The organism is Micromonospora sp. II (genome assembly GCF_001709195.1).
Classification (GTDB): Bacteria; Actinomycetota; Actinomycetes; order Mycobacteriales; family Micromonosporaceae; genus Micromonospora; species Micromonospora chalcea.
The window spans coordinates 205401-232160 of record NZ_LYXF01000003.1 but is presented as its reverse complement, the minus strand read 5'-3'; the positions used below and the strand labels follow the sequence as shown (position 1 = coordinate 232160).

29 protein-coding genes are annotated in these 26760 nt (G+C 72.3%); 15 read left to right on the top strand and 14 right to left on the bottom strand.

Annotated elements, in window-relative coordinates:
- A partial coding sequence (locus A8711_RS01190; protein WP_176722726.1) for a transposase occupies positions 1 to 292 on the top strand: 292 nt, incomplete at its 5' end.
- Positions 293 to 607: 315 nt separating this feature from the next.
- Here the strand turns inward: A8711_RS01190 and A8711_RS32300 are convergent.
- The gene (locus tag A8711_RS32300; RefSeq protein WP_198033303.1) at positions 608 to 1180 is read right to left on the bottom strand and encodes an Ltp family lipoprotein; all 573 of its coding nucleotides are present in this window, start codon (positions 1178 to 1180) and stop codon (positions 608 to 610) included.
- Between the two features lie 686 nt (positions 1181 to 1866).
- Here A8711_RS32300 and A8711_RS01180 point away from each other — a divergent pair.
- Positions 1867 to 2343, top strand: a complete 477-nt coding sequence (locus tag A8711_RS01180) for a hypothetical protein (RefSeq protein ID WP_043326959.1) — start codon at positions 1867 to 1869, stop codon at positions 2341 to 2343.
- Between the two features lie 108 nt (positions 2344 to 2451).
- Here A8711_RS01180 and A8711_RS32295 read toward each other — a convergent pair whose 3' ends face one another.
- The 3 genes from A8711_RS32295 to A8711_RS01170 form a co-directional block, all read right to left on the bottom strand.
- Positions 2452 to 2625, bottom strand: coding sequence for a hypothetical protein (locus tag A8711_RS32295; protein ID WP_013283846.1), 174 nt, complete (start codon positions 2623 to 2625; stop codon positions 2452 to 2454).
- 288 nt (positions 2626 to 2913) lie between these two features.
- Positions 2914 to 3996 (bottom strand): family 43 glycosylhydrolase, encoded by a 1083-nt coding sequence (locus A8711_RS01175; RefSeq protein WP_223201251.1) that lies wholly within the window; start codon positions 3994 to 3996, stop codon positions 2914 to 2916.
- A 71-nt stretch (positions 3997 to 4067) separates the two neighbouring features.
- A complete protein-coding gene (locus tag A8711_RS01170) occupies positions 4068 to 4829 on the bottom strand; it encodes a class I SAM-dependent methyltransferase (RefSeq protein WP_043326958.1) in 762 nt (253 codons plus the stop codon).
- 215 nt (positions 4830 to 5044) lie between these two features.
- Between A8711_RS01170 and A8711_RS01165 the strand changes: the two genes are divergently transcribed.
- Positions 5045 to 5821, top strand: a complete 777-nt coding sequence (locus tag A8711_RS01165) for an HAD-IIB family hydrolase (RefSeq protein ID WP_043326956.1) — start codon at positions 5045 to 5047, stop codon at positions 5819 to 5821.
- Between the two features lie 122 nt (positions 5822 to 5943).
- The gene (locus A8711_RS01160; protein WP_043326954.1) at positions 5944 to 7731 is read left to right on the top strand and encodes an adenylyl cyclase; all 1788 of its coding nucleotides are present in this window, start codon (positions 5944 to 5946) and stop codon (positions 7729 to 7731) included.
- Between the two features lie 43 nt (positions 7732 to 7774).
- Here the strand turns inward: A8711_RS01160 and A8711_RS01155 are convergent, their stop codons facing one another.
- Together A8711_RS01155 and A8711_RS01150 are read right to left on the bottom strand one after the other, a co-directional pair.
- A complete protein-coding gene (locus tag A8711_RS01155) occupies positions 7775 to 8365 on the bottom strand; it encodes a ClpP family protease (RefSeq protein WP_043326952.1) in 591 nt (196 codons plus the stop codon).
- 126 nt (positions 8366 to 8491) lie between these two features.
- A complete protein-coding gene (locus tag A8711_RS01150) occupies positions 8492 to 9133 on the bottom strand; it encodes a helix-turn-helix domain-containing protein (protein ID WP_043330676.1) in 642 nt (213 codons plus the stop codon).
- Between the two features lie 156 nt (positions 9134 to 9289).
- On the opposite strand from A8711_RS01150, the gene A8711_RS01145 reads away from it, so the two are divergent.
- On the top strand, positions 9290 to 10303 hold the full coding sequence (locus A8711_RS01145; RefSeq protein ID WP_043326951.1) for a TrkA family potassium uptake protein: 1014 nt from the start codon (positions 9290 to 9292) through the stop codon (positions 10301 to 10303).
- Positions 10304 to 10327: 24 nt separating this feature from the next.
- Here the strand turns inward: A8711_RS01145 and A8711_RS01140 are convergent, their stop codons facing one another.
- On the bottom strand, positions 10328 to 10810 hold the full coding sequence (locus A8711_RS01140; RefSeq protein ID WP_174536704.1) for a MarR family winged helix-turn-helix transcriptional regulator: 483 nt from the start codon (positions 10808 to 10810) through the stop codon (positions 10328 to 10330).
- An 86-nt stretch (positions 10811 to 10896) separates the two neighbouring features.
- On the opposite strand from A8711_RS01140, the gene A8711_RS01135 reads away from it, so the two are divergent.
- On the top strand, positions 10897 to 11544 hold the full coding sequence (locus tag A8711_RS01135; RefSeq protein ID WP_043326946.1) for an FMN-dependent NADH-azoreductase: 648 nt from the start codon (positions 10897 to 10899) through the stop codon (positions 11542 to 11544).
- Positions 11545 to 11623: 79 nt separating this feature from the next.
- Here the strand turns inward: A8711_RS01135 and A8711_RS01130 are convergent, their stop codons facing one another.
- The 3 genes from A8711_RS01130 to A8711_RS01120 all read right to left on the bottom strand — a co-directional run bounded on the left by A8711_RS01130 (position 11624) and on the right by A8711_RS01120 (position 16032).
- Positions 11624 to 12658 carry a 2-oxoacid:ferredoxin oxidoreductase subunit beta gene (locus tag A8711_RS01130; protein WP_043326944.1) on the bottom strand — a complete coding sequence of 345 codons (1035 nt, stop codon included), beginning with the start codon at positions 12656 to 12658 and terminating at the stop codon, positions 11624 to 11626.
- Positions 12651 to 14498 (bottom strand): 2-oxoacid:acceptor oxidoreductase subunit alpha, encoded by a 1848-nt coding sequence (locus A8711_RS01125; protein ID WP_069087221.1) that lies wholly within the window; start codon positions 14496 to 14498, stop codon positions 12651 to 12653. Before A8711_RS01125 ends, A8711_RS01130 begins: the two co-directional genes overlap by 8 nt.
- A gap of 196 nt (positions 14499 to 14694) precedes the next feature.
- Complete coding sequence (locus tag A8711_RS01120; RefSeq protein WP_223201250.1) at positions 14695 to 16032, bottom strand: hypothetical protein; 1338 nt, start codon at positions 16030 to 16032, stop codon at positions 14695 to 14697.
- A gap of 188 nt (positions 16033 to 16220) precedes the next feature.
- Here A8711_RS01120 and A8711_RS01115 point away from each other — a divergent pair, with 188 nt between their 5' ends.
- Positions 16221 to 16598: an NADH-quinone oxidoreductase subunit A gene (locus tag A8711_RS01115; RefSeq protein WP_030501070.1), complete on the top strand. Its 378-nt coding sequence runs from the start codon at positions 16221 to 16223 to the stop codon at positions 16596 to 16598.
- 30 nt (positions 16599 to 16628) lie between these two features.
- On the opposite strand, the gene folP is transcribed toward A8711_RS01115, so the two are convergent.
- On the bottom strand, positions 16629 to 17498 hold the full coding sequence (gene folP / locus A8711_RS01110; RefSeq protein ID WP_043326936.1) for a dihydropteroate synthase: 870 nt from the start codon (positions 17496 to 17498) through the stop codon (positions 16629 to 16631).
- Between the two features lie 152 nt (positions 17499 to 17650).
- On the opposite strand from folP, the gene A8711_RS01105 reads away from it, so the two are divergent.
- The 5 genes from A8711_RS01105 to A8711_RS01085 all read left to right on the top strand — a co-directional run bounded on the left by A8711_RS01105 (position 17651) and on the right by A8711_RS01085 (position 20878).
- Positions 17651 to 18265, top strand: coding sequence for a DivIVA domain-containing protein (locus A8711_RS01105; protein ID WP_069087220.1), 615 nt, complete (start codon positions 17651 to 17653; stop codon positions 18263 to 18265).
- The gene (locus A8711_RS01100) at positions 18262 to 18762 is read left to right on the top strand and encodes an SRPBCC family protein (RefSeq protein ID WP_069087219.1); all 501 of its coding nucleotides are present in this window, start codon (positions 18262 to 18264) and stop codon (positions 18760 to 18762) included. The genes A8711_RS01105 and A8711_RS01100 overlap by 4 nt, the downstream gene beginning before the upstream one ends.
- A gap of 51 nt (positions 18763 to 18813) precedes the next feature.
- The gene (locus A8711_RS01095; protein WP_064447752.1) at positions 18814 to 19398 is read left to right on the top strand and encodes a DNA-3-methyladenine glycosylase I; all 585 of its coding nucleotides are present in this window, start codon (positions 18814 to 18816) and stop codon (positions 19396 to 19398) included.
- Positions 19399 to 19434: 36 nt separating this feature from the next.
- On the top strand, positions 19435 to 20058 hold the full coding sequence (locus tag A8711_RS01090; RefSeq protein ID WP_043326931.1) for a hypothetical protein: 624 nt from the start codon (positions 19435 to 19437) through the stop codon (positions 20056 to 20058).
- Between the two features lie 67 nt (positions 20059 to 20125).
- Positions 20126 to 20878 (top strand): SDR family NAD(P)-dependent oxidoreductase, encoded by a 753-nt coding sequence (locus A8711_RS01085; protein ID WP_043326929.1) that lies wholly within the window; start codon positions 20126 to 20128, stop codon positions 20876 to 20878.
- Between the two features lie 41 nt (positions 20879 to 20919).
- Here the strand turns inward: A8711_RS01085 and A8711_RS01080 are convergent, their stop codons facing one another.
- Entirely contained in the window at positions 20920 to 21711 is a 792-nt protein-coding gene (locus A8711_RS01080) for an enoyl-CoA hydratase/isomerase family protein (RefSeq protein WP_069087218.1), read from the bottom strand.
- 4 nt (positions 21712 to 21715) lie between these two features.
- Positions 21716 to 22534 carry a PaaX family transcriptional regulator C-terminal domain-containing protein gene (locus A8711_RS01075; protein ID WP_043326925.1) on the bottom strand — a complete coding sequence of 273 codons (819 nt, stop codon included), beginning with the start codon at positions 22532 to 22534 and terminating at the stop codon, positions 21716 to 21718.
- Positions 22535 to 22724: 190 nt separating this feature from the next.
- Between A8711_RS01075 and A8711_RS01070 the strand changes: the two genes are divergently transcribed.
- A complete protein-coding gene (locus A8711_RS01070) occupies positions 22725 to 22892 on the top strand; it encodes a DUF3117 domain-containing protein (RefSeq protein WP_013283866.1) in 168 nt (55 codons plus the stop codon).
- 143 nt (positions 22893 to 23035) lie between these two features.
- Positions 23036 to 24514: a M17 family metallopeptidase gene (locus A8711_RS01065; RefSeq protein WP_069087217.1), complete on the top strand. Its 1479-nt coding sequence runs from the start codon at positions 23036 to 23038 to the stop codon at positions 24512 to 24514.
- A gap of 22 nt (positions 24515 to 24536) precedes the next feature.
- Here A8711_RS01065 and A8711_RS01060 read toward each other — a convergent pair whose 3' ends face one another.
- Positions 24537 to 25187: an O-methyltransferase gene (locus A8711_RS01060; protein ID WP_255358665.1), complete on the bottom strand. Its 651-nt coding sequence runs from the start codon at positions 25185 to 25187 to the stop codon at positions 24537 to 24539.
- A gap of 211 nt (positions 25188 to 25398) precedes the next feature.
- Between A8711_RS01060 and A8711_RS01055 the strand changes: the two genes are divergently transcribed.
- A complete protein-coding gene (locus A8711_RS01055; protein ID WP_176722725.1) occupies positions 25399 to 26703 on the top strand; it encodes a S1C family serine protease in 1305 nt (434 codons plus the stop codon).
- Positions 26704 to 26760 lie beyond the last annotated feature (57 nt).

The window sequence follows — 26760 nt, the reverse complement described above, 5'->3', positions numbered from 1 at the left end:
GGACACCGGCTTCGGCCGATTCCCCTCCCGCGTGTTCGCCATCAACGCCGCCTGGCTGGAAGTCGCCCTCACCGGCATCGACCTGCTCGCCTGGACCCAACTGCTACTTCTGGACGGCGAACTTGCCGCAGCCGAACCCAAGAAGCTGCGCTACCGGCTACTCCACGTCGCCGCCCGACTCACCCGCTCGGCCCGCCAGACCCGGCTACGCATCGCCCAGCACTGGCCCTGGGCCGACGACCTCGTCACAGCGTTCAACCGCCTCGCCGCGCTACCCCGACCGATCACCTGAACCCGACACCCCGACCCGCCGAGCACCCTCGGAGGAACCCGGCCACGCGCCGGGCCACCACCATGCCCACACCACCACGGGCCATCCCGAGAAGATCAACAGGACGCCGACAAGCCTTGATCAACAATTAGCGAAAGACCGAGGCTAGATGAACCTGGCCTTGAACTGGCCGGAGGCGCGAGGCAGGCGCCGGATGCGGGGCGCTCCTACGACCGACTGACATGGTCTGCGGTCGACCGTAGGTGACACGGCGAGCCATGCCAGAGCCTGCCACCCGCCATGGACAAAGCCGCAACAGGCACCCGCATGCCCTTCTCACATCACCTGATCGACACCGTAGACGGCCTGTGCGTGCGTGTACCCCTCGAATTCCAACTGCTTGATCAGGCCCGAACGAGAGAACGGCTGGGTGTCGAGGTAGTCCTTCGCCATCTTGGCAGCCTGTTTCTTGTAGTCAACCTTCAGAGAATCCACGGCCTGGGTTGCGATCTTCCTCGGGTAGCCCTCGAACTCCAACTGCTTGATCAGGCCGGAGCGGGAGAACGCTTGATATTGCAGGTAGTCGGAGGCGGCCCTGATGGCGTTCTCCTGCTCTACGGACACCTTCGGCTCGGTCGGCGCCTTGGTGGTGGCCTTCGGCTTCGGCTTCGGTGTTGTTGTCGTAGGAGCTGCGGTGGTGGGTGTTGGGGTAGTGGGTGCTGCGGTGGTGATCTCCACCGACGGTGCTGCTGTAGGGCTTTCTGCCGGGACGGACGCGGCAGCGGTCGCCTCCGCGGCGGCGCTCCTTGCGGGGGGTGAGTCGCCACCGCCGACTGCCGCAGCGATGGTCACTCCGCCGCAGCAGAGCACCAAGACACCGCCGACGGCCGCTGCGATGATGAGCCGCACGGGGCGCTTCTTCGGAGGCTGCTGCAAATGCGTAGCTGGGTAACCGGGGGGCGGCGGAGCGCTGTAGCTCACTGATGGGACCCTTCGGGAGACTGTGCGTAACCGCGTATACGGCGAGTCTGCTCAGCCGGGCCATCTATAACCATCCCCGCTTCAGCCGATGATCTCCTCAGCCGTTGCTGGTGGAATGTCGTCCGACCGCTGACGCGTTCTGCTGCATGAGTTGGCCGGCGCGGGACGTGCGGTTGCGATTGCCGTACGTCACTTCGTTCCCGACGGGACGGCAGCGTCCACCCGTGTAGAGGACGCGCGAAGGGGCTCCGTCTCGGAATCGTTGCCGGTCAGTGCGGAAGCGGGTGAAAACCCTGCCGGCGGTGCCTGCATTCACTCATTTCCCGACCGTTCGTCGCGGTTCTGATCATGGCCGGGGCGGCGGGGCACGCTCTGTTCGGCCGTCCCGGCTCACGTGCTCACCCGGGGTTCCAGCGGCGAGTAGGCGACTCTCCCGGGCCACAAACGAGCAAGGTGACAGTGCCCGTCGCGAGGTGCCAGGTGAGGTGGGCGGCCAGATAGCCGATGCGCACACGGTCAAGTCCGAGCCCGGCGACAAGAGTTGCGCATGCTGACCATCCGGCGAGGTGATCGGGGCCGGTACGACGACGCCTGGAGCGGTAGGTTGCACGTCGATGTTTCTCGTCTTCTTCGCACTTGTGCTGCTCGCTCTGGCCTGGCCGGTGTTCGCGGCCGCTGCCCTCGTGTTCGTGGTGGTCGCACTGTTGGCGCTCCGTCGCGACCCGCACCTCCGGGGCAGGGCATGGGCGCTGAGGCGGGCGGGATGGTTCCTGGCCGCCGGTGCGGCGTTCACCGGGGCCGCCGCTTACGGTCGCGGGTTGGCGGCGACGACCTTCGGGATCCTGGATCCCGATGACGCTTGCATGCTGCGGCGGCCGGAAGGCTACAGCCACCGCATCGGCGCGTCGGCTGACGGGTCGTCGAGCATGTGGCCGCTGCGCGACACCACGTGCGGCCCCGACCTGGTGCCCGGTTACGTCAATCCCCTGGTGGCCGGGTCGGCAGGGCTGTTCGTGGTGCTCCTGGCGGTCCTGATCCTGGCGGAGGTCAGGTCCCGGCGGCTGCCGGACGGCGACGCAGCCCGCCGGTGACAGTGGCCGCGACGCGGCGCGCCGGCGACATTGGACGACGAACCGGCGACGAGGCGGTGACGCGGACGGCCCCGCGTCCGGCCGGAGCCGGAGCGCGGGGCCGGCGGGTCAGCGGACCAGCGCTGCCACCAGCGTCCCGATGCAGGCGACGACGGCGGCGATGATCGGACTGAGCGTCTTGATGTACGCCAGGATGAGCCGGTGCCGGTCGGTCGGCTCGGCAACGGTTTCGTCCTCGTCCTCTGGTGTCTCGAAGTCTGACCCGTGAGGGATTACAGTCAACGTGACTCCTTCCGTTGCAGCGGTGGAGTCGAATGCGGCGTCCGGTGGCAGCCGGGCGCCGCCCTCTGTGTGAGGCGACGCAGTGCCGTTCGACGGTTCGAGCATCCTCTCGCCGGACAGCTAGCACAAGAGCGGGCAATTCACTGTCGGGTACCTGACAAGCAGATGCATCGCATCGAGAAAATTTCGGTGCCACCTCTTGCCAAATGCAATTTTCCGTGAACGAGTTCTACCGAACGTGACCATCCCGAAGCTTACGGTGAGCAGTCGTGTCGGCAAGCGCGCCGACTACGAGACGAGGAAGCCGGTGGAGGGGCGGGTCAGGACGCCGGTCATCGGGAAGCGGGTGGAGCCGTTCCACCAGTGCCACACGACGCGCGCGGTGCCATCGGCGGCGTCGAAGACGTCCATCCCGCCGGGGCCCTGGTGGTTGCCGGGCAGGCCGCGGATCGGGTTGAGTCCGGCGCTGCCGGTGTAGCCGAAGAAGGGCCGGGACACGCCTTCGCGGATGGGGGTGCAGCGGGAGCCGGGCAGGGGAGTCGCGCCGCAGCGGGCGATGCCGGTGGAGTAGCGCGCGCTGTCCCAGTTGTTGCCCGAGTACATCAGGTACCAGTCGCCGTCGGCGGCCTTCCACATCGCCGGGTTCTCGACCACGTGCGTACCGCCGCTGATCTTGGCGGTGTCCCAGGTGATGTCGGTGCTCTTGAGCATGTCCCGGCGGGTGTCCCAGATCGCGCGGCCCTCACTGTCGGTGCGGACCGTGGAGATGCCGGTCTCGGCGCCGGAGGCGATGGCGTCGTCCCGGTAGGTCACGTACAGGTTCCCGCCGGCCACGAAGGGGTTCGCGTCGAGTGCCCACCGCCCGGCGTCCGGGCAGGCCCACTCGCCCTGGTTCTGGAAGGGGCCGCGGGCGCTGTCGGAGATGGCCCGTCCGATGCACTTCTGGCCGGAGCCCTTGCGGGAGGCGGTGTAGAACATGAAGAACCGGTTGCCGAAGCGGGCGACGCCGGGGGCCCAGACCGCGCCGCCGGGCTCGGCCCAGGCGCCCGGACCGGACGGCAGCGCGTCGTGCGAGGCGCAATCGGCCATGCCGACGCTGCTGCCGGAGCCATGGACGAGGACGGGTACGTACAGCCTGCCGGTCGCGCCGCAGCGCGCGCCGGTGCCGGCGCCGACTGTGGTGCCGTAGGTGACGTAGGTGCCGTCCTTCGCCAGCAGGGTGTCCGGGTCGGCCAGCGGGAAGGTGGACGAACTCGCCAGCGTGGACAGGCCGCTGCCGGGCGCGGCCGTGGCGGGTGTTGCCGCTGTGGTGGTCATCAGGGCGGTCGTCACGAGCGCGACGAGCGCCTCGCGCAGTCGTAAGATTCTCACCGCTCAGCCTCCATCGATGAAGGTAATTGTCGACGCGAGGCTATCGACGGTGAGTGATCGAAGTCAATGAATCAATGCGACGCGAGGTGCGTGGGTCGGGCCGGGAGCCGGTAGATCGACACGTGGGAGCGCGATTCGGCGGTGAACTCCGCGCCGGACCAGTCCGCGTGCCGATGCTCCAGCGTGAAGCCGGCCAACTCGCCCATCAGGTCCAGCTCGGACGGCCAGACGTAGCGGTGCGGGCTGCGGAAGACGCGCGCCTCGCGGCCGTCGCCGAACTCGAAGTGGTGCGAGACGAGGTGTTGCCGCAGCACGTCGTAGGTGTCCACGCCGACGTATCCGGGCTCGGTCGCGAAGACCGCCGCCCGCTGGCCGGGCGGCAGTACGCGCAGCTCCGGCACCTCCAGCTCGATCACGAACCGGCCGCCGGGCTTGAGGTGGCGGGCGGCGTTGCGGAAGCACGCCACCTGTTCGGCCTGTTCGAGCAGGTTGGAGATGGTGTTGTAGACGAGGTAGACCAGGCTGTACTCCCCGGGTGAGGTGGCGGTGGCCATGTCGCCGATCACCACCGGGATCGTCGCCGCATCGGCCTTCGACCGCAGTCGCTCCACCATCGGTACGGAGAGTTCGATGCCGCTGACCCGCACGCCGCGTCCGGCCAGGGGGACTGCCACCCGGCCCGTGCCGATGGCGAACTCCAGCACCGGCCCGTCGCCGGCGAGCGCGGCGAGCCGGTCCACGGCCGGGTCGAGCACCTCCGGCGCGAACATCCCCGTGCCCGGTGTGTCGTACCGCTCGGCGGTCTCGGCGTTCCAGATCTCGTCCTGGCGCATCCGCTCACCATGGCGATCGGCGCCGGACGCTGTCGACCGCATTTCACCGTCGAGCCCGGTTCCGGAAGGCCCGAACCCGCTGCGGAGCCGCTGTTACGCTCCGTCATGAGGGCCGCGTGGTCTGGTGAGCCCTCCGGTCCGGGCCCTCCAGGTCGGTGTCAGGGTGCGTCGGTACCCTGCTAGTTCTGGCCTGTCCGCGACGACATGAGGTATTCGTGAACGATCTTCGAGTGGTGGCGTTCGACCTGGACGACACCCTGGCGATTTCCAAGTCCCAGATCGATCGTCGGATGGCGGAGCTGCTCGGCCACCTGCTCACCGAGGTGGACGTACTCATCATCTCCGGTGGTCGGTTCGAGCAGTTCCAGTCGCAGGTGCTGGCCCACCTCGACCTCACCGAGCAGCAGCGCGAGCGGCTGCACCTGATGCCCACCTGCGGTACCCGGTACTACCGCTGGTCCGACGGGGACTGGCGGCAGGTCTACGCCGAGGATCTGAGCGAGTCCGACAAGGCACGTGTCGTTGCCGCGCTGACCGAGTCGGCGCAGGCGCTGGGTCTGTGGGAGGCGAAGACCTGGGGCGACATCATCGAGGACCGGGGCAGTCAGATCACGTTCTCCGCGCTGGGTCAGTCCGCGCCGCCGGCGGAGAAGTACGGCTGGGACCCGGACGGCGACAAGAAGCGGCGGCTGCGGGACGCGGTCGCGGCGAAGCTGCCCGACCTGGAGGTCCGTGGCGGCGGCTCGACCTCGATCGACGTCACCCGCAAGGGTGTGGACAAGGCGTACGGCATGCGGAAGCTGCTGGAGCACCTGGACCTGACCATCGACAACGTGCTCTTCGTGGGGGACCGGCTGGACGTGGGCGGCAACGACTACCCGGTCAAGGCCATGGACATCCGCTGCCACGCGGTCACCCGGTGGGAGGACACCGCCGACTACGTGGAGCGGCTCGTCGACGACCTGGTGAAGCAGCGCGCCGGGCGCGCCTGACCGACGTGCGACGCAGAGCCCGCCGGTTCCGGAACCGGCGGGGCTCTGGCGGTATCGACGGTGATGAGGTAGGAACAGCCGAGAGAGCGCTCTCCCGTCCCATCCACCGAACAGGCAGGCAGATGCGATCACCCGACCCCTCCCGCCGCCGTTTCCTCACGCTCACCGCCTCCGCGGCCTCGCTCACCGCCCTCGGCCTCCCGGCCGGCGCCGCCGCCGCGTCCCCGGCCGCGCGCCCGGCACGCGAGCCCGACTTCGGCCCCAACGTCTTCGTGTACGACCCCGGCACGCCGGTGGAGGAGATCCAGTCCACGCTGGACCGGCTCTTCACCGCCCAGGAACGCAACGAGATGGGCTTCGACAGGTACGCCGTGCTGTTCAAGCCCGGCCGCTACGAGGTGGACGCCAGGCTCGGCTACTACACGACTGTCGCTGGTCTCGGCGCCCACCCGGACGACGTGGAGATCCACGGCGCGGTCCGGGTGGTCGGGCAGCCGGACCCGAACTCGCCCGCCGGCATCTCCGCGCTGACCAACTTCTGGCGCTCGGCGGAGAACCTCGCGGTCACCCCGACCGACTGGTCGAACCAATGGGCCGTCTCCCAGGCGTCGCCGATGCGCCGGGTGCACGTCAAGGGTGTGCTGTGGCTGGAACCCGGCAACGGCGGCTACTCCAGCGGCGGCTACATCGCCGACTCCAAGGTGGACGGCATCACCATCAACGGCTCCCAGCAGCAGTGGCTCACCCGGGACAGCGAACTCGGCGGCGAGTGGACCAACGGCGTGTGGAACCAGGTCTTCTCCGGCGTGATCGGCGCGCCCGCCCAGGGCTTCCCCGACCCGCCGTACACGACGCTGCCGACCAGCCCGGTGACCCGGGAGAAGCCGTACCTGTTTGTCGACGCCCGGGGCGCCTGGCGGGTCGCCGTACCGCGTCTGCGCCGGAACACCGCCGGCACCACCTGGGCCACCGGCGGCGCGCCGGTGCCGTCGCTGCCGCTGTCCGCGTTTTTCCTGGCCCGGCCCACCGACTCGGCGAAGCGGATCAACGCGGAACTGGCCCGGGGCCGGCACCTGCTGCTCACCCCCGGCGTCTACCACCTGGACCGGGCCCTGCGGGTACGCCGTCCGAACACCGTCGTGCTCGGCCTCGGCATGCCGAGCCTGGTGCCGGACCGCGGGGACGCGGCGCTGCGGATCGAGGACGTGGACGGGGTCCGCATCGCCGGGGTGCTGGTGGACGCCGGGCCGGTCGAGTCGCCGGTGCTGGTCGAGGTCGGTACGCGGCACTGCCACCGGTCGCACGCCACGAACCCGATCTCGCTGCAGGACGTCTTCTTCCGCATCGGCGGCCCGTACGCCGGGCGGGCGGTGACCAGCCTCGTGGTGCACAGCCGGCACACGCTGATCGACAACATCTGGGCCTGGCGCGGCGACCACGGCCGGGCCGGCACGATCGGCTGGACCGTGAACACCGCCGCCACCGGCGTGATCGTCAACGGTGACGACGTGACCGCGTACGGGCTCTTCGTCGAGCACTACCAGCGCTGGCAGACGATCTGGAACGGCGAGCGCGGCCGGACCGTGTTCTACCAGAGCGAGCTGCCCTACGACCCGCCCAGCCAGGCGGCCTGGCGCAGCCCGACCGGCAACGGCTGGGCCTCGTACAAGGTGGCCGATCACGTCCGCACGCACGAGGCGTGGGGACTGGGCGTCTACTCGTACTTCAACCAGGGCGTGGACATCCGCTGTGACAGGGGGATCGAGGCGCCGCGCCGGGCCGGGGTGCGGTTCCACGACGCGATCACCGTGTTCCTCGACGGCAGCGGCGGGATCGAGCGCACGATAAACGACGTCGGGATGCCGGTCGTCGGCTCGTACGGCACCAGCACGGTGATCAGCTACCCGTGACGTCAGCGGCGGCCCGGCCGGTGATCCGGCCGGGCCGCCCGGCTCACCCGGCGAGCTGGTCGACGCGGGAGAGCACCTGGTCGATCAGGCCGTACTCGCGGGCCTCCTCGGCGGTGAACCAGCGGTCGCGGTCCCAGTCGCGCTGGATCTCCTCCAGCGTGCGCCCGCTGTGCCGGGCGATGAGCTCCTGCATGGTCCGCTTCACGTGCAGCATGTTCTCGGCCTGGATGGTGATGTCGGAGGCCGTGCCGCCCATCCCGCCGGAGGGCTGGTGCATCAGGATCCGGGTGTGCGGCAGCGCGAACCGCTTGCCGGCCGTCCCGGCGCAGAGCAGGAACTGCCCCATCGAGCCGGCGATCCCGAGCGCCAGCGTCGCGACGTCGTTCTTGACGTACCGCATGGTGTCGTAGATGGCCATGCCGGCGCTCACCGAGCCGCCGGGCGAGTTGATGTAGAGGAAGATGTCGCGCTCCGCGTCCTCGGCCGCGAGGAGCAGGATCTGCGCGCAGATCTGATTCGCCGACGCCTCGGTGACCTCGGTGCCGAGGAAGATGATCCGTTCCTTCAGCAACCGCTCGAAGACCCGGTCGTCGAACACCGCCTGCCGATCGTCGAGCATCCAGATGCCACCCATCACCGCGCACCTCCGTACCGCCGGTGGACGGTGGACCGCCCGGGAACCCGGCGGTCTCCAGCGTCCGCCGGGCGCACGGTCGCGGCCCAGGCTTTCTGCCCGGGGCAGATCCGCCCTCGGCAGAAGCTACGCGGCGACCGGCCGCCGCCGGCCCGCGCGGGCCCGCCGCCGGGCCAGCGTGACGGAGGTACGCGGACGGGGGCGGGCGGTCGGGGCGGAGGGAGCCGGCCAGATCCGGATGCCGCCACCGAACCCGATCGGCGTGGCGGCGCCGAGGGGCGCGCCGAGCGGCGCCGGCCCGGGGCCCAGGGGCCGCAGCGTGCCGCCGAGCAGCGGCGTGGCGGTGACCGGCCGACGGGCGACGTGCGGCCGGAGCGAGACGGCGGGCCGGCGGGACACGGGTGGCCGGGACGACACGGCCGGACGGCGCGTGACGGACAGCCGGGGCGGGCCGACCCGCAGCTGTGGCCCGGTGCGGGCGACCGGCACCCGGTCGAACCGGGCCGCCGAGACTCCGGGGACGACCGGCGTCGGCCGCTCGCGGCGCAGCTCGTCACGGGCTTCTTCGAGCAGGTCGGCGAGGTGGATCCCGAGCGCCCGGCAGATCGCGGCGAGCACCTCGGAGGAGGCCTCCTTGCGTCCGCGCTCGACCTCGGAGAGGTAGGGCAGGGAGACGCCGGCGGCCTGGGCCACCTCGCGCAGCGTGCGGCCCTGGCGCAGGCGGATGCGCCGGAGCACCCCGCCGATCACCCGTCGCAGCAACGACATGCCGGCCTCCTCGCGGTCGGGCGCCCCGGACTTACCCATCATGCCCTCTCCACGCCTCCGGCAGCGGCCCCGACGGGTTCCGATCGTCACCCGGCGGGCCGCGTCCCCGCGTACCCGTTATCTTGTGGGCGTGCAGGTGGCGGAGCAGGACCGACGGTGATCCATTTTCCCGCGCAGCGGCGAGGGCCGCTGAGCGCGCTGAGCCTGCGCCTGCTCGCCGCTCTCGGCCTGGTCTTCGCCACGGTGTTCGTGGTGTGGCTCGACCGCGACGGCTACCGCGACGTCGACGACAGCGGCCTGAGCCTGCTCGACTGCTTCTACTATGTGGTGGTCTCGCTCTCCACCACCGGGTACGGCGACATCACGCCGGTCAGCTCGTCGGCTCGACTGGCGAACGTCCTGTTCGTCACCCCCGCCCGGGTGCTCTTCCTGATCATCCTGGTCGGCACCACCCTGGAAGTCCTGACCGAGCAGTACCGCACCGGGCGTCGCCTGTCGCGGTGGAGGAGAACCGTGAAGGACCACGTCATCATCTGCGGCTACGGCACCAAGGGCCGCAGCGCGGTCTCCGCCCTGCTGGAGAACGGCACGGACAAGTCCAAGATCGTGGTGGTCGAGCGCAGTGGCCCGGCGCTTCGGCAGGCCACCTCGAACGGCCTGGTGACGATCGAGGGCTCGGCGACCCGCTCGTCGGTGCTGGAGCAGGCGCACGTGCGTACCGCGAAGTCGGTCATCATCGCGACCGACAGCGACGACGCCTCGGTGCTGGTGGCGCTCACGGTCCGGCAGCTCACCGCCGGTCAGGTGCGGATCATCGCGGCGGTACGCGAGGCGGAGAACGCGCCGCTGCTCAAGCAGAGCGGCGCGCACCACGTGATCGTCTCGTCGGCCACGGCCGGGCGGCTGCTCGGCCTGTCCACCTCGGCCCCGCCCCTGATCGACGTGGTGGAGGACCTGCTCACCCCGGGGCAGGGCATGGCGCTGGCGATGCGGTCGGCCGAGCGCGACGAGGTGGGCCGTTCTCCGCGTGAGCTGGAGTCGCTGGTCATCGCGCTGGTCCGCCGGGGCAAGGTGGTCACGCTCAACGACCGTGCCGGCGCGGTGATCGAGACCGGCGACATGCTGGTCCACGTCCGCGACGACCGGCCGCAGGCCACCACGGCGCTCTGACCCGGCCCCGCTGAGCGCCGGCGGTCAGCAGGCGCCCGGGCCGCCCTCCGCCATCACTTCGCCGCAGGTCGACGACCGGCCCTGGGTGGCCCGTCGCAGCAGGTCGTAGAGCAGGTCCCGCTCGCCGGGCGCCAGCGCGCCGAGAACTTCCTCCTCGGCTCCGGCGAGCGCGCACTCGGCCTCGCGCAGTCGCTTCGTGCCCGCCTCGGTGAGGCGTACCTCGTGCCGGCGGCGGTCCTCCGGGGAGCGGCGGCGCTCGGCCAGGCCGTCCGCCTCCAGGTCGTTGAGCAGCCCGACCACGTTCGTGCTGTCGAGCTGGAGCGTGCCGGCGAGCGCCTGCTGGCTGATGCCGCCGGAGTCGCGCAGCACGGTGAGCGCCACCAGGTGGCGGGGGCGCAGGCCCAGCGGGGCCAGCACCGACTCCGAGCGCAGCCGCATCCGCCGGGCCAGGTGGTCGAGCAGGGGCCCGGAGCGGCGCTCGGACTCCTCGACCGGTGCGGCGGACATGTGACCCAGTTTACGCGCTCCGAGGAACATCGACCTGCTATAAATAGTTGGTTCTACACGAACGATCGTCGGAGGAGGAATCACCAATGGCACACCTACTGCACATCGACTCCAGCATCACCGGGGAGCGGTCGATCAGCCGGCGGCTCACCGCCCGCGCCGCCGCCGCCTGGCGCGCCGCCCACCCGGACGGCACCGTCACCTACCGGGACCTGGGACAGAACCCGCTGCCGCACCTGAACACCGCGAGCGGCCTCGCGCGCATGGTGCCGCCGGATCAGCACACCCCCGATCAGGCGGCGTCCTGGCGGCTGACCGAGGAGGTCGTGGCCGAGGTGAAGCAGGCCGACACGGTCCTGCTCGGGCTCCCGCTCTACAACTACGGCGCGCCCAGCAGCGTGAAGTCCTGGGTCGACCACCTGATCGCCCCCGGCATCGCCTACGACCCGGTGACGAACGCCGGGCTGCTCGGCGACCGCCAGTTCGTCGTCCTGGTCAGCCGCGGCGGCGGGTACGGCCCGGGCACCCCGCGCGAGGGCTGGGACCACGCCGAGCCGTGGCTGCCGCACGGCCTGTCCCTGACCGGCCTGGAGCCGCGGTTCATCTGCGCCGAGCTGACCCTGGCCCCGGTCAACCCGGCGATGGCCGAGCTGGTCCCGCTGTTCGAGCAGAGCCTCGCCGCGGCCGAGCGGGCCGTCGACGACCTGTGGGTGCCCGCCTCGGCGGCCGCCTGACCGGGCTGCGTCACACGCGAGAGGGCGGGCCGCTCCACGGGGAACGGCCCGCCCTCTCGCGTGACGCGTCAGCGGCGGATCAGAGGATCGTCCAGGTGTCGCCGCTGCCGAGCAGCGCGGCGAGCTGCTGCTCCGGGGTCTTGTCCACGCTCGCCTTGGCGGCCGCGACCTGCTCCTGCACCACGCTGTCGTAGGAGGGGCGGCCCACCGACCGGAACACGCCGATCGGGGTGTTGCTCAGATCCAGGCCGGGCAGCCGGGACAGCGCGAACGCGTACGCCGGGTCGGCCACGCCCGCGTCGTGCACCACGATCTCCTCGGCCGGCGTGTTCGCGGTCTCCCGGACCTCCAGGCCGAAGCCGCCCGGCGGGTGGACGACGCAGAACTGCCCGTCCTTGCCGAACGTGATCGGCTGCCCGTGCTCCAGCCGGATCAGGAAGTCGTCCCGGGTGGCCGGCTCCTTCAGCGTGTCGAACGCGCCGTCGTTGAAGATGTTGCAGTTCTGGTAGATCTCCACGAACGCGGAGCCCTCGTGCTGGGCGGCGGCCCGCAGCACCGACTGGAGGTGCTTGCGGTCCGAGTCGATCGTCCGGGCCACGAACGTGGCCTCGGCGCCGAGCGCCAGCGACAGCGGGTTGAACGGCGCGTCCGCCGAACCGACCGGCGTCGACTTGGTGATCTTGCCGACCTCGGAGGTCGGCGAGTACTGGCCCTTGGTCAACCCGTAGATCCGGTTGTTGAACAGCAGGATCTTCAGGTTGACGTTGCGGCGCAGCGCGTGGATCAGGTGGTTGCCGCCGATGGAGAGCGCGTCGCCGTCACCGGTGACCACCCAGACCGACAGGTCCGGCCGGGACACCGACAGGCCGGTGGCGATCGCCGGGGCACGCCCGTGGATCGAGTGCATCCCGTACGTGTTCATGTAGTACGGGAAGCGCGACGAGCAGCCGATGCCCGAGACGAAGACGATGTTCTCCCGGGGGATGTTCAGCTCCGGCATGAAGCCCTGCACGGCCGCCAGGATGGCGTAGTCGCCGCAGCCGGGGCACCAGCGCACCTCCTGGTCGGACTTGAAGTCCTTGGCGGTGAGCTTGAGGGCGACGGGCTCAGACATTCTTCAGGACCTCTTCCAGCATCGTCTCCAGCTCGGCGGCGGTGAACGGCAGACCGCGGACCTGGTTGTAGCCGATCGCGTCGACCAGGTACTTCGCCCGGATCACGTGGGCGAGCTGGCCGAGGTTCATCTCCGGCACGACCACCTTGTCGTACCGGGCCAGCACCTCGCCGAGGTTGGCCGGCATCGGGGCCAGGTGCCGCAGGTGCGCCTGGGCCACCGAGTGCCCGCGCTGGCGCAGGCCACGGCAGGCCGCGCCGATCGGGCCGTACGTGGAGCCCCAGCCCAGCACCAGCACCCGGGCGTCGCCGTCCGGGTCCTCCACCTCGACGGCCGGCACCGGGATGGTCTCGATCCGGGCCGCGCGGGTCCGCACCATGAAGTCGTGGTTGTCCGGGTCGTACGAGATGTCGCCGGTCTTGTCGGCCTTCTCCAAGCCGCCGATCCGGTGCTCCAGACCGGCCGTGCCGGGCACCGCCCACGGGCGGGCCAGCGTCTGCGGGTCCCGCAGGTACGGCAGGAAGGTGGTGCCGTCCTCGCCGTTGGGCTTCGTGGCGAACTCGACCCGCAGGTCGGGCAGCGACTCCACGTCCGGCAGCAGCCACGGCTCGGAGCCGTTGGCGACGTAGTTGTCCGACAGCAGGATCACCGGCGTGCGGTAGGTCAGCGCGATCCGGGCCGCCTCCAGCRCCGCGTGGAAGCAGTCCGACGGCGACTTCGGCGCGATTACCGCGACCGGGGCCTCGCCGTGCCGGCCGTACAGGGCCATGTTCAGGTCGGCCTGCTCGGTCTTGGTCGGCATGCCGGTGGACGGTCCGGCCCGCTGCACGTCGACGATGACCAGCGGCAGTTCCAGCGCCACCGCGAGGGAGATCGTCTCGCTCTTCAGCGCCACACCGGGACCGCTCGTCGTGGTGACGCCGAGCGAGCCGCCGTACGACGCGCCGAGCGCCGCACCGACCGCGGCGATCTCGTCCTCGGCCTGCATGGTGACCACGCCGAACTTCTTGTGCTTGCTCAGCTCGTGCAGGATGTCCGAGGCCGGCGTGATCGGGTACGCGCCGAGGAACACCGGCAGCCCGGAGCGCACCCCGGCGGCCACCAGGCCCAGCGACAGCGCCGCGTTGCCGGTGATGTTCCGGTAGGTGCCGGGCAGCATCTTGGCCGGCTTGACCTCGTACCGGACGGAGAAGTCCTCGGTGGTCTCGCCGAAGTTCCAGCCGGCCCGGAACGCGGCCACGTTCGCCGCCACCAGCTCGGGGCGGGCCGCGAACTTGCGCTCCAGGAAGCGCAGCGTGGACTCGTACGGGCGGGAGTACATCCAGCTCAGCAGCCCGAGCGCGAACATGTTCTTGGCGCGCTCGGCGTCCTTCTTGGAGACGTCGTGCTCGGCCAGCGCGCCGATCGTCATCGAGGTGAGCGCCACCGGGTGCACCGCGTACCCGTCGAGCGAGTCGTCGTCCAGCGGGCTGGTCGCGTAGCCGACCTTCGCCAGGTTGCGCCGGGTGAACTCGTCGGTGTTGACGATGATGTCCGCCCCGCGCGGCAGGTCGGCCAGGTTGGCCTTGAGCGCGGCCGGGTTCATCGCCACCAGCACGTTCGGCGCGTCACCCGGGGTCAGGATGTCGTAGTCGGCGAAGTGCACCTGGAAGCTGGAGACGCCGGGAAGGGTGCCGGCGGGGGCGCGGATCTCGGCCGGGAAGTTGGGCAACGTGGAGATGTCGTTGCCCAGCTGCGCCGTCTCCGACGTGAACCGGTCGCCGGTGAGCTGCATGCCGTCGCCGGAGTCCCCGGCGAACCGGATGACCACCCGGTCCAGTTGACGGATCTGCTTGGTCACACCCGCACCTCGCTTCGCTGAGCGCCGTCGCCCCTGCCGGCCCGGCCCGCTCCGATTCTCACGTCAGAGCCTACGTCGCCACGTTAGGGCCACCTTGGTCGAGGTCCGACGTATGGGACTGGTTCGGGCCGCTGTATGCCCCGCTTTGCAGCGTTTAGTACCTGGGTCCGTAACCCAGATCACCACGTATTCATGATCACCGGTCGGTTGCCGGCCGCTCCGGCACCGTGATGTCACTGCGGCGGCGCAGCGAGCGGGTCGCCAGCGTCAGCGCGAGCACGACCAGGAGGCCGGACACGGCGATCAGCGCGATCGCGGTCCGCCGGGTCGAGGCGTCGTCGTCGGCCGGCCCGCCACCGGCGGCGAGCACGCCCTGCGAGGCGGTCGGACCCGGCACGCCCACCGGCGGGGTGGCGTCCGCCGCGGCGGCGCTGATCCGAAAGCTCATCTGCACCTGCCGGTCCCGCCCGCTGCGCGGGTCCAGCCGGCCGATCACCGCGCCGGCCAGCGGGGCACGGCGCTGCGCCTCGGCCGAGGCGGCGAGCGTCAGCCGCAGGGTCGCGGTCCGGCCGGCCGGCAGGACGCCCAGCTCGCACCGGGTCCGGTCGGGCGTCACCGCGGCACAGCCGCTCCCGGTGTCGCCGACCGTGACACCGGCCGGCAGGAGCACCTCGACACGGCCCGCGGCGTCGACAGCGCCGGTGTTGCCGAGCCTTACGGTGAGCGTGCTGGGCGCGCCACTGATGTCGAACAGCACCTCGTCGGCGCGCAGCGAGATCCCGGGCACCGGCGGCCCGGGCGGGAAGAGCACCGGGAAGCCCTCGTCGTCGTACGCCGCTCCGCTGACCCCCGGCGCGACGGCGGTGACCTGCACGGAACCGGTCAGCGGCATGGTCCGCCAGGCGTCGCCGTCGACCCGTACCCGGATGGTCGCGCTGAACCGGGCGCCCGGCTCGGCGTCCCACCCGACGCAGCTGTGGTTGGCGCCGCCGGTCGGCTGGCAGCCCGGCGTGCCCGCGTCGGTCAGCCCGGGCGGCAGCGTGTAGGCGAGCGTGATCCGCTCCGCCCGGCCGCCGGTGTTCGTCACCGTCACCCGCAGCGTGGCCACCGTGCTGTCGGCGTTCCAGTAGTCGGGCGTGAGCACCACGTCCTCGGTGTTCACCCGTACCCCGAGCGGCCCGCCGGGCGGCTGGGCCGAGGGCGGCGGCGGGGGCTGGACCGGCGGCACGACCGGCGGCGGCGCGCTGGTGGTGTTCGGGGCCGCGCTGGTCGGCGCCGGTTCGACGGGCGGGCTGCTGACCGGCGGGGCCGGCGCGGTGGTGACCGGCGGCGGAGGCGTGCTCGGGGGTGGCGGCGCCTCGGTGGGCGGCGGTGCGGGCGAGCTGGTTCCCGGGTCCGCGGTGGGGACCGGTTCGGTCGGCTCGCCGGCCGGATCGGCGGGTTCGATCACCCGGGCCAGGCCGGCCGGACCTCCGGCGGCGGCCGTGGCTCCGGCCGGCACCACCGCCACCGCCGCCGCGACCAACGCGGGCACCAGCAGTGCGAGGGTACGACGGAGCGCGGCCCGCCGAACGGGTCGAACGCGCAGGCGGGCCATCTGTCCTCCGGGGCGGGTCAAGGTGTCCCATTATTCGGTGATGCTTGCCATCAGGCACTAGTCCTGCCAGGAAACGAATTCGTAACGTGTCCGGGACATCTGGACGGGACCGGTACGCTCCGCTCGTGACCGGATATCTCGGCTCGTACGCCACGCTCGGTCTGCTGCTGCTCGCCGCCGTGCTCTTCTTCGTGACGGCGTTCTCCGCGAACCGGGTGTTACGTCCGAGCCGCCCRGCCGAGCCGTGGGGCAAACGGGCCACGTACGAGTGCGGCATCGACCCGGTCGGCGGCGACTGGGCCCAGATGCAGATCCGCTACTACGTCTACGCCTACCTGTACGTGCTCTTCGCGGTCGAGGCGGTCTTCCTGTTCCCCTGGGCGCTGGTGTTCGACCGGCCCGGCTTCGGCGCCACCACCGTGGTCGAGATGGGCGTCTTCGTGGCGATCGTCGCGCTCGGCATCCTCTACGCCTGGCGGCGCGGCGTCCTGCGCTGGACCTGACCCGTCAGGCGCCGCGCGTCACCTGACCTCCTAGGCCAGCCCGCGCCGGGTCGCCGCCGGCGGCCGGTCGCCCCGGATCGAGGCCACCATGTCCAGCACCCGGCGGGTCTCGCGGACCTGGTGGGCGCGGAACACCCGGGCGCCGAGCCAGGCCGAGACCGCGGTGGCGGCGAGCGTCCCCTCCAACCGCTCGGGCACCGGCAGGTCGAGCGTCTCGCCGATGAAGTCCTTGTTCGACAGGGCCACCAGCAGCGGCCAGCCGGTGTCGGTCAGCTCCGCCAGCCGCCGGGTGATCTCCAGCGAGTGCCGGGTGTTCTTGCCGAAGTCGTGCGCCGGGTCGATCAGGATGCCGTCCCGGCGTACGCCCAGCCCGGCCGCGCGTTCGGCCAGCCCGGTCACCGTGGTGAGCACGTCGGCCACCACGTCGTCGAAGTGGGCCCGGTGCGGCCGGGTACGCGGCGCGAGCCCGCCGGCGTGCGAGCAGACCAGCCCGGCGCCGGTCGCCGCGGCGACCCGGGCCAGCGCCGGATCCGCCCCCGACCAGGTGTCGTTGAGCAGGTCCGCGCCGGCCGCCACCGCCTCCACCGCCACCTCGGCCCGCCAGGTGTCGATGGAGACGACCACCTCGGGGAAGGCGGACCGGACCGCGGCGATGGTGTCCACCGTCCGCCGGATCTCCTCGGCCACGTCCACCTCGTCGCCCGGGCCGGCCTTCACCCCGCCGATGTCGATGATCTCGGCGCCCTCGTCGACCGCGCGCTCCACCGCGCGCAGCGCGCTGTCCTGGGCGAACGTGGCGCCCCGGTCGAAGAACGAGTCGGGCGTGCGGTTGACGATCGCCATCACCACCAGCTCACCGGGGCCGAACGTCCGTCCGCCCAGCCGCAACGCCCCGGTCATGCCCGCCTCCTCGTCGCCCGCGCTCGCCGGCCGGTCCGACGCTATCCGGTCCCGTGCGCGCCACCCCTGCCGGTCCCGTGCGTCGGACGCATTTACCGACCGGACGTCCCGGAGGGCTCGCCCGATCCCGGCCCGCATGCCACGATCTGTGCATGGGTGAGGTTCTGCTCCTCTTGGTCGTCGCGCTGACAGTCGCGGCGGTGGTGTTCGGCGTGACGGTGCTGGTCTCCGGCAAGGATCCGGGCCTGACACCGGCCGAGCCGGACGGGCGGGCCGTGCCCCTGCCGGGCAGCCGTCCGCTCGACGAGTCGGACGTGACAGGCGTCCGCTTCGACACCGCGCTGCGCGGCTACCGGATGGCCCAGGTCGACTCCGCGCTGCGCCGCGCGGCGTACGACATCGGCTACAAGTCCGAGCTGATCAGCGTGTTGGAGGCGGAGAACGCGGCCCTGCGCGACGGCCGCACCGAGGACGCCGACGCGCTGCGCCGGGCGCGCGAGGAGGCCGCCGCGACCCGGCCCGAGACCGAGCAGGCGCCCGACCCGTCCGACCTGGAGCCGGTGGTGATCGACCTGTCCGCGCCCGAGCAGCCGTCCCGTACCGACGCCGACGGACAGCCGGGAGGCACCCCGGCCGAGCCGGGCGTGGCGGAGGCCCCCGCCGCCGCGGCGACCGAGGACACCGTCTCCCCGGCGAACGGGATCGCTGCCGGCTCGGCCGACGACGACCGGGAGCGCGGTTCGGTGGTCCGGTCGGAGTCCGCGTGACCGGCGCCGGCCGCCCGGCCGACGACTTCACCGAGGCGTCCCGGCGCGGCGCCGGCGAGGTCACCGCCACCGTGATCGTCGACGCGCCGGCCGATCGCGTCTTCGCCGCGCTCACCGCCTGGGAACGCCAGTCGGACTGGATCCCGCTGACCCGGGTCCGGGTGGTCGAGGGTGACGGCGGCGAGGGCAGCCTGGTCGAGGCGGTCACCGCGCTCGGCCCGGCCGTGCTCCGGGACGAGATGCGTGTGGTCCGGGTCGACGCCCCGTACGAGGTCGGCGTGGTGCACTGCGGCAAGCTGCTGCGCGGCCCCGGCGTGCTGCGCTGCACCCCGATGGACCGCGACCGCACCCAGGTGGTCTGGCACGAGTGGTTCCATCTGCCGGGTGGCCCGGCCGGGCGGGTGGCCGGGCCGGTGCTCTGGCCCGGCTCGAAGTTCAGCCTGACCCAGGCGTTGAAGAAGTTCGCCCGGCTGGTCGAGCAGGGCCGGCTGCCCTGACCGGCGGTCGGCGCGGCGGGGCTGTCGGTGGCCCGGCCTATCGTGGACGCCGTGACTGACCTGGTGAACGGCCCCGACGGGCTGCCGCGCTGCGCGTGGGGAGCGAGCACCCCCGACTACGCCGTCTACCACGACGAGGAGTGGGGCCGGCCGCTGCGCGGCGACGACGCGCTCTACGAGCGGCTGACGCTGGAGGCGTTCCAGTCCGGCCTGTCCTGGCTGACCATCCTGCGCAAGCGGCAGGCGTTCCGGGACGCCTTCGCCGGGTTCCGGATCGAGTCGGTGGCCCGCTACGGCGAGTCCGACGTGGCCCGGCTGATGGCCGACGCGGGGATCGTCCGCAACCGGGCCAAGATCGAGGCGGCGATCGCCAACGCCCGGGCCGCGTCGGAGCTGCCCGAGGGCCTCTCCGCGCTGCTCTGGTCGTTCGCGCCGCCGCCCCGGGCGGCGCGCCCCCGGTCCTTCGCCGAGGTGCCGGCCACCAGCCCGGAGTCCGCCGCGATGGCCAAGGCGCTCAAAAAGCGGGGCTTCCGGTTCGTCGGCCCCACCACCGCCTACGCGCTGATGCAGGCCACCGGCATGGTCGACGACCACCTGGCCGACTGTCACGTGAGCGGTGACCGGGCCGGGGTGTGACCGAGCGCGCCACCTCCGGCGTGATGGGATTGGGACATGACCGACACCGAGCCGCGTACGAGCGGGACGACCGACGGTGAGACCACTACCGGCGCCTGGGCGGTGCTGCTGCCCGCCGAGCGCTTCGAGGCCGAGCGGCTGGTGCACCACGACGTGCTGGAGCTGACCGGGCCGGCCGCAGCGGCCCGCCCGCGCCCCGGCGACCGGGTGGCGGTGCTGGTCGACGAGCCGCTGCGGCTGGTCGCGCTCGGCCGGGTCGCGCTGGCGGCGTCCGGGACCCGGGAGGACCCGGACGATCCGCAGTCCGACCTGGCGGCCGGGCCGCTCGTGGTCGCGTACACCCGGCGGGCGCTGGACGAGCCGGTTCCGGTCGACGGCCCGGCGCCGGACGGACCGGTGGTCGCGCTCGACCCGGCCCGCTGGCGGGCGCTGGCCGACCGGCTCGGCCCGCCGCCGGCCCGCAGCACCTGGCTGGTCAGCCTGGACCTGCCGATCGAGGCGGCGTCGCGGGCCGAGGCGGTCCGGATCTTCTGGTCCTACGTGCAGGAGCTGGGCCCGCGGGAGCTGCCGGCGTTCGTCTCGCCCTACGGCGACGAGCTGGCCATGCAGGCGTTCGTGCTCGGCGTCGAGGCCAACCAGGATCCGGAAGAGGACGACTGACCCCCCGTCCCGGGCGGTAGCGTCCGGGACGAGGGCCGGCGCCGGCCGGCGTGGTCAAGGGGGTGCCATGCGGTTCCGGGACAGGGTCGTGCTGGTGACCGGCGGAGCGTCCGGCCTGGGCGAGGCGACGGCGCGCCGGTTCGCCGCCGAGGGCGGCAAGCTGGTGATCGCGGACATCAACACCGAGGGCGCCGAACGGGTGGCGTCGAGTTTGCCGGACGCGCTCGCGGTGACCATGGACACCGGCGACGCCACCTCCGTCGAGCGCGGCATCGCCGAGGCGGTCGCGCGGTACGGCCGGCTCGACGTGATCTTCAACAATGCCGGCATCGATGGGCAGCAGCAGGCGCTGCACGAGATGGACCTGGCGAACTGGGAGAAGGTCCGCCGGATCAACGGCGACGGCGTGTTCTACGTGCTGCGGTACGGCATCGACGCGATGCTGCGCTCCGGCGGCGGCGCGATCGTCAACACCTCGTCCACGGCCGGGCTGACCGCGCAGGACAACATCTCGCCGTACACGTTCACCAAGGCCGGCATCGTCGGGCTGACCCGGTCCGCGGCCGTCGAGTACGCCGCCCGGGGCGTACGCGTCAACGCGGTCGCCCCGACAGTGGTGATGACCCCGCTCGTGGAGCACTTCATCGCGAACGCGCCGGACCCGGAGCAGATGCGCCGGCAGATGGAGTCGTTCAACCCGAAGCCCGGCATCCCGACCGCCGACGACGTGGCGGGCGTGGTGCTCTTCCTCGCCTCCGACGACGCGGCCTGGGTCACCGGGCACACGATCCCCATCGACGGCGGCTACGTGGCCCGCTGAGCGGGCGCGCGAGGGGTGCCCGGCGCCCGCCCCGGCCCGGTTCAGCGGCCCTCGAAGACCGGCTTCTGCTTGTTGACGAACGCCTTGGTGGCGGCGTGGTGGTCGGCGGTGGCGCCGCAGATCGCCTGCGCCTGCGCCTCGGCGGCCAGCGCGTCGGCGAGCGTGCCGGCGTCGGCGATGGAGAGCTGGCGCTTGATCGCCCCGTACGCGACGGTCGGGCCGGCGGCGAGCCGCGCGGCCAGCTCCTGCGCGGCCGGGAGCACCTGCTCGTCGTCGTCCACCAGCCGGTTCAGCAGGCCCAGCCGGCAGGCGTCGTCGGCGCTCACCGGCTCGGCGAGCATCAGCAGCTCTACGGCCTTGGCGTGGCCGACCAGCCGGGGCAGCGTCCAGGACGCGCCGGTGTCGGCGGCCAGCCCCACCCCGGCGAAGGCCATCAGGAAACGGGTCTTCGGGCCGCCGATGCGGAAGTCGGCGAGCAGGGCCAGTGAGGCGCCCGCCCCGGCGGCCATGYCGCGCACCGCGGCGACCACCGGCTTGGGCAGGTTGGCCAGCCGGGCGGCGATCGGGTTGTAGTGCGCCCGGACCGTGCCCAGCGGGTCGGCGTCGGCCGAGTCCAGCGTCTGAACGTGCTCGCGCAGGTCCTGCCCGGCGCTGAACGAGCCGCCCGCGCCGGTCAGCACCACGGCCCGGCAGGAGCGGTCGGTCTCCAGCTCGGCCAGGGTGTCCCGGAGCGCCTCCTTGAGCGCCACGTCGAGCGAGTTCATCGCCGTCGGGCGGTTCAGCGTCAGGGTGACGACGGCGTCGGTGCGGTCGACGAGCAGCGGCTCGGTCACGTTTCTAACGACCCTTCTGTCGTGCCAGGCGGTTGCTCGCGTCGAGGCACTGCTCGACGTACCGGTCGGCGGCCGGCCGGAGCCGGGCGGCGTGCCGGTCGAAGAAGCTGGCCGCGCTGGTGCCCGGCCACCGCTCGGGTAGCAGCGCCGGTGGCAGCTGCGGGTCCCGGAACAGGAACGTACGCCACGCGTGCACGAGCCGGAACCGGGCCGCGTACGCGTCCTCGTCGCTGCTGCGCACCGTGACGCCGGACAGGAGCGGCTTCTGCTCGGCGACGAAACGCTCGTACGCCCGGCCGATCTCGGCCAGGTCCCAGGCGCGGCGGACCACGCCCATCGCGCCGGGCGTGCCGGAGGTGTGTGCGGCGGTGAAGCGCTCGTAGCGCACGCCCGCCTCGTCGAGCAGCAGGTCGACGTCCTCGCCGGCACGGGTGGCGACCCAGGTGCAGTCGTCGAGCGTGCCGTAGCCGAGGAAGCTGAGGTTGGCGGCGAGCCGCTGCCGGTCGCGGCGGGACGCGGGCGGGGTGAGCACCAGGAGGTCGAACCGTCCGTCCCAACTGTGCCGTCCGGTCCGGTAGATCCGCGACGCCGCCTCGTCGAGTCGACGTGCCGCCTTCGGGGTGATCGAATACCCGGGTCCGGAGGCGAGCCGGAGTGGTTCCAGCCAGCCCTGGCGGACCATCCGGCTGACCGCGGTGCGCACCGCCGGTGGGGCGATCCCGAGCGGGGCGAGCAGCTTGACCAGGGCGGCGACGGGTGCGCGGCCACCTCGGGCCCGGAGGTGGTCGCCGTACAGGTCGAAGAGTGCCGACCGTGCCTGCATGACCGCACATTGTGACAGGCCTATCCAAGATAAGCTAGATGCTGTTACATCAATGCTGCTTCGGTTTGGGTCCGGCGGTGTTCATCAGGGAAAATCGTTGGTCGAGCCTCCCGTGATGGTTGCGGTTGGCGTTGGCGAAGTGGCTGTGGGGCAACTCACCGACCCTGGTGTAGGTCTGAGGGGAGACAACATGGCGGCGATGAAGCCGCGGACGGGCGACGGTCCGCTGGAAGTCACCAAGGAGGGCCGGGGCATCGTCATGCGTGTCCCGCTGGAGGGTGGTGGCCGGCTCGTCGTCGAGATGACTCCCGACGAGGCCACCGCGCTGGGTGACGCGCTGAAGGCGGCAGCGGGCTGATTCGAGGAGTGTCCGCGTGGCGTCCGCCGCGCGGGCGGTTCGTCATACCCTGAGCCACCGGCACCGCCGGTGGCTCAGGGCCTTCCTCTGCGGGTGAGCGATGAAACGTCCCCGTTGAAACCATTTCGGAGGTACGGTCCAGCGTGCTGGTCATTCGTCTGGTGAGTGGGCCCGCGGGGTCCGACGCTCTCGTCCTGCCCGTCCGTCCCGGGAAGCCCGACTCCGCGGACTCGTCCGGCTCTCCGGCCGAACTGGTCCCGACCGCCGTCGCGCCCGGCGACGACGTCCGGGCCGAGGCCGCCGCCCTGCTGCCCGCCACCCGGCTCACCGGCGCCGCCGGTGAGGTACGCGAGCACCTGCGTCCCGGCGGCGCTCCGGCACGGCTGTGGCTGCTCGGCGTCGGGTCCGGCGACGAGCGCGACTGGCGCACCGCGGGCGCCGCGCTGGCCCGCGCGGCGAAGGATGAGACGCAGATCACCATCGCGCTTCCCGGCGAGGCGACCGAGGCGCTGCGCGGCCTGGCCGAGGGCCTGCTGCTCGGCTCGTACCGCTTCCGCCTCACCGAGTCCGGCGGACGCCCGGCCCTGGCCGAGGCGCTGGTGCTCGTCGACGACCCGGAGGCGCTCGCGGGCACGCTCGACGCCGCCCGGACCACCGCCGAGATGACCCGCCTGGCCCGGGACCTCACGAACACGCCCTCGTCCACCAAGAACCCGGAGTGGTTCGCCGAGCAGGTGGCCGGCGCCGCGTCCGGCCGGACCGGCCTGCACCTGCGGGTACGCGGTCCGCAGGAGCTGGCGGCCGAGGGCTTCGGCGGCATCCTGGCCGTCGGCGGCGGCTCCGCCAGCGGCCCCCGCCTGGTCGAGCTGGACTGGCGGCCCGACGGCGCGCGCACCCACGTGGTCCTCGTCGGCAAGGGCATCACGTTCGACACCGGCGGCATCTCGATCAAACCGGTGCCCGCCATGAAGCTCATGCGCAAGGACATGGCCGGCGCCGCCGCGGTGATCGCCGCGACGCTCGGCGCCGCCGAACTGGGGCTTCCGGTACGGGTCACCACGCTGGCCCCGCTCGCCGAGAACATGGTCAGCGGGTCGGCGTTCCGCCCCGGCGACGTGATCCGGCACTACGGCGGGCTGACCAGCGAGAGCACCAACTCCGACGCGGAGGGCCGGCTGGTCCTCGCCGACGCGATGGCGTACGCGGTCCGCGAGCTGAAGCCCGACCTGCTGATCGACCTGGCCACGCTGACCGGCGCGAACGCGGTGGCCCTCGGCAAGCGGCACGCGGCGCTCTACAGCGAGAACGACGCCCTGGCCGGCGACCTGCTCGACGCGATCACCGCGGCCGGTGAGCGGGCCTGGCGGATGCCGCTCGCCGACGACTACGTCGAACACCTGGCCAGCGACGTCGCCGACCTGCACAGCTCACCGGCGCAGGGCGCCGGCTCGGTGGTGGCCGCGCTGTACCTGCGGGAGTTCACCGGTGACCTGCGGGACCGGTGGGCGCACCTGGACATGTCCGCGCCGTCGTGGTCCGACGACACGCACGGCGAACTGGTCAAGGGCGCCACCGGCTGGGGCGTACGCGGGTTGCTGCGCTGGCTGGCGACGCTGGGCTGAATCAGGCGTGCCGGGGCATGATTCAGCTCTTCACGGCGGCGAGCAGGCCGTGGCCGACCGGCAGCAGCGCGGGCACCCAGTTCTCCGACTCGCGGATCGCCTTGATGGCCTCCCGCACGGTGACCGTCTCGACGTCCCGCGCGGCCGGATCGCCGACCCGGCCGGCCGCGAGCGCGCCGTTGAGCGCGAGCACCCCGCCGGGGCGCAGCAGCCGCAGCGCCGCGTCCACGTACGCGGCGAAGCCGGTGGCCGCCGCGTCCACGAAGACCAGGTCGTAGGCGCCGTCCGCGAGGCGGGGCAGCACGTCGAGGGCCCGGCCGGTGATGATCCGGGTACGCCCCGACGGGAAACCCGCCTCCTGGAACAGCCGCCGGGCGATGCGCTGGTACTCCACCTCGACGTCGATCGTGGTGAGCACCCCGTCCGGGCGCATGCCGCGCAGCAGCCAGATGCCGCTCACCCCGGTGCCGGTGCCGATCTCCACCACCGCCCGGGCGTTGCCGGCGGCGGCGAGCAGCCGCAGGGCGGCTCCCGACCCGGGCGTGACCGCCTCCAGGCCCACCTCGTGGGCGAGGGCGCGGGCCGTGCGCAGCACGAGGTCCTCGGTGACGTACGACTCGGCGAAGTGAAGCGCCTGGGCCGTCGAACTGCCGTGACCGGCGACCGTGGCGATGGGACACCTCCGGGGGCGGACTGGTGCGAGGGGCGGTATGCACTGTGAGCGTAGAGGCGGGCCGGTACCCGCGCAGCCGCGAGTCCGCTGTGAAGCGGTCACGGAGGGCAACCCCTGACTCCATTCGCGTCATCCGTGTAATCCTGGATGCGTCCCGCGCGTCACGGTCGTCCGGCTCCGCCGGTCTCCGGCGCGGGGCGAGGGGGACGGAGTGGGAGGCACCGACGTGACCGACGGCTGGGACTGGCGCCGGCCCGGCGGATCACCGGCACCGGGTGGACCGGCGCCGGGACGACCCGCGCAGGACGCCCCGGGTCAGGCGACGTCGCCGTGGTGGTCGGACGCGCTCGCCGACCCGTGGCGGGACCCGTACGCGCCGGCCGCCGTGGTCGTTCCGGCGGCACCGACACCGGGCGCGGGTGAGCCGGAGCCGGTCACCGATCCGGACCTGCCGACCCGGCCGGGGCTGCGCCAGATGGTGCTGATTTCCCTGGTCACCGCGTTGCTGGCCGGTTCCCTGGGCAGCGCCCTGACGTACGCCCTCCTGCGCGGCGGTGACGTGCCGACGCTCGGCGCGCAGTCGGGGCAGGCCCCGGCGCTGGCCCAGCGCAAGCCCGAGTCGCTCGCGGGCGTAGCCGAGCGGGTCCTGCCCAGCGTGGTCACCATCCGGGTGGTCAGTCTCGGCGGCACCAGCGAGGGCTCCGGCTTCGTGGTCAGCGCCGAGGGGCACATCGTCACGAACGACCACGTGGTCGCCGACGGCCCCGGAAAGGCGACGGTCGTGTTCAACGACGGCAGCACCGCCGCGGGCACCGTGGTCGGGCAGGACCCGGAGTCGGACATCGCAGTGATCAAGGTCTCCCGCTCCGGGCTGACGCCGGTGCAGTTCGGCGACTCCGACGCGCTCGCTGTCGGTGACCCGGTGCTCGCGATCGGCTCGCCGCTGTCGCTCGCCAACACCGTCACCGCCGGCATCGTGAGCGCGCTGGACCGGACGATGCAGGCCGGCGAGCCGGGCGGGCCGACCCGCTACTACGCGGCGATCCAGACCGACGCCGCGGTCAACCACGGCAACTCCGGCGGCCCGCTCGTGGACGGCGCCGGCCGGGTGGTCGGGGTGAACTCGACGATCAAGTCACTGGTGGCCGACGGGCAGGAGGCCGGCAACATCGGTCTCGCCTTCGCCATCCCGATCAACCAGGCGAAGCGGATCACCGAGGACATCATCGGCACCGGCAAGGCCCGGCGTACGGTGATCGGCGCCCAGGTCGGCGGCACCGGCGCCACCGGCGGCGGGGTACGCCTCAACGCGGTCGAGCCGGCCGGTCCGGCGGCGGCCGCCGGGCTGCGCACCGGGGACGTGGTGCTGCGGCTGGACGGCCATCCGATGACCGACCCGACCGATCTGGTGGCGCTGGTGCGCAAGTACGCGCCCGGGTCGGTGGTGACTGTCGAGTACCGGCGGGGGTCGGCGCGGCAGAACGCCTCGGTGACGCTCGCCGCCGACGCGAAGTGAGCACCGGTCACCCCCTCCCGGATGGTCACCTGACGTGCGTAGTCTTGCCGTGGACAC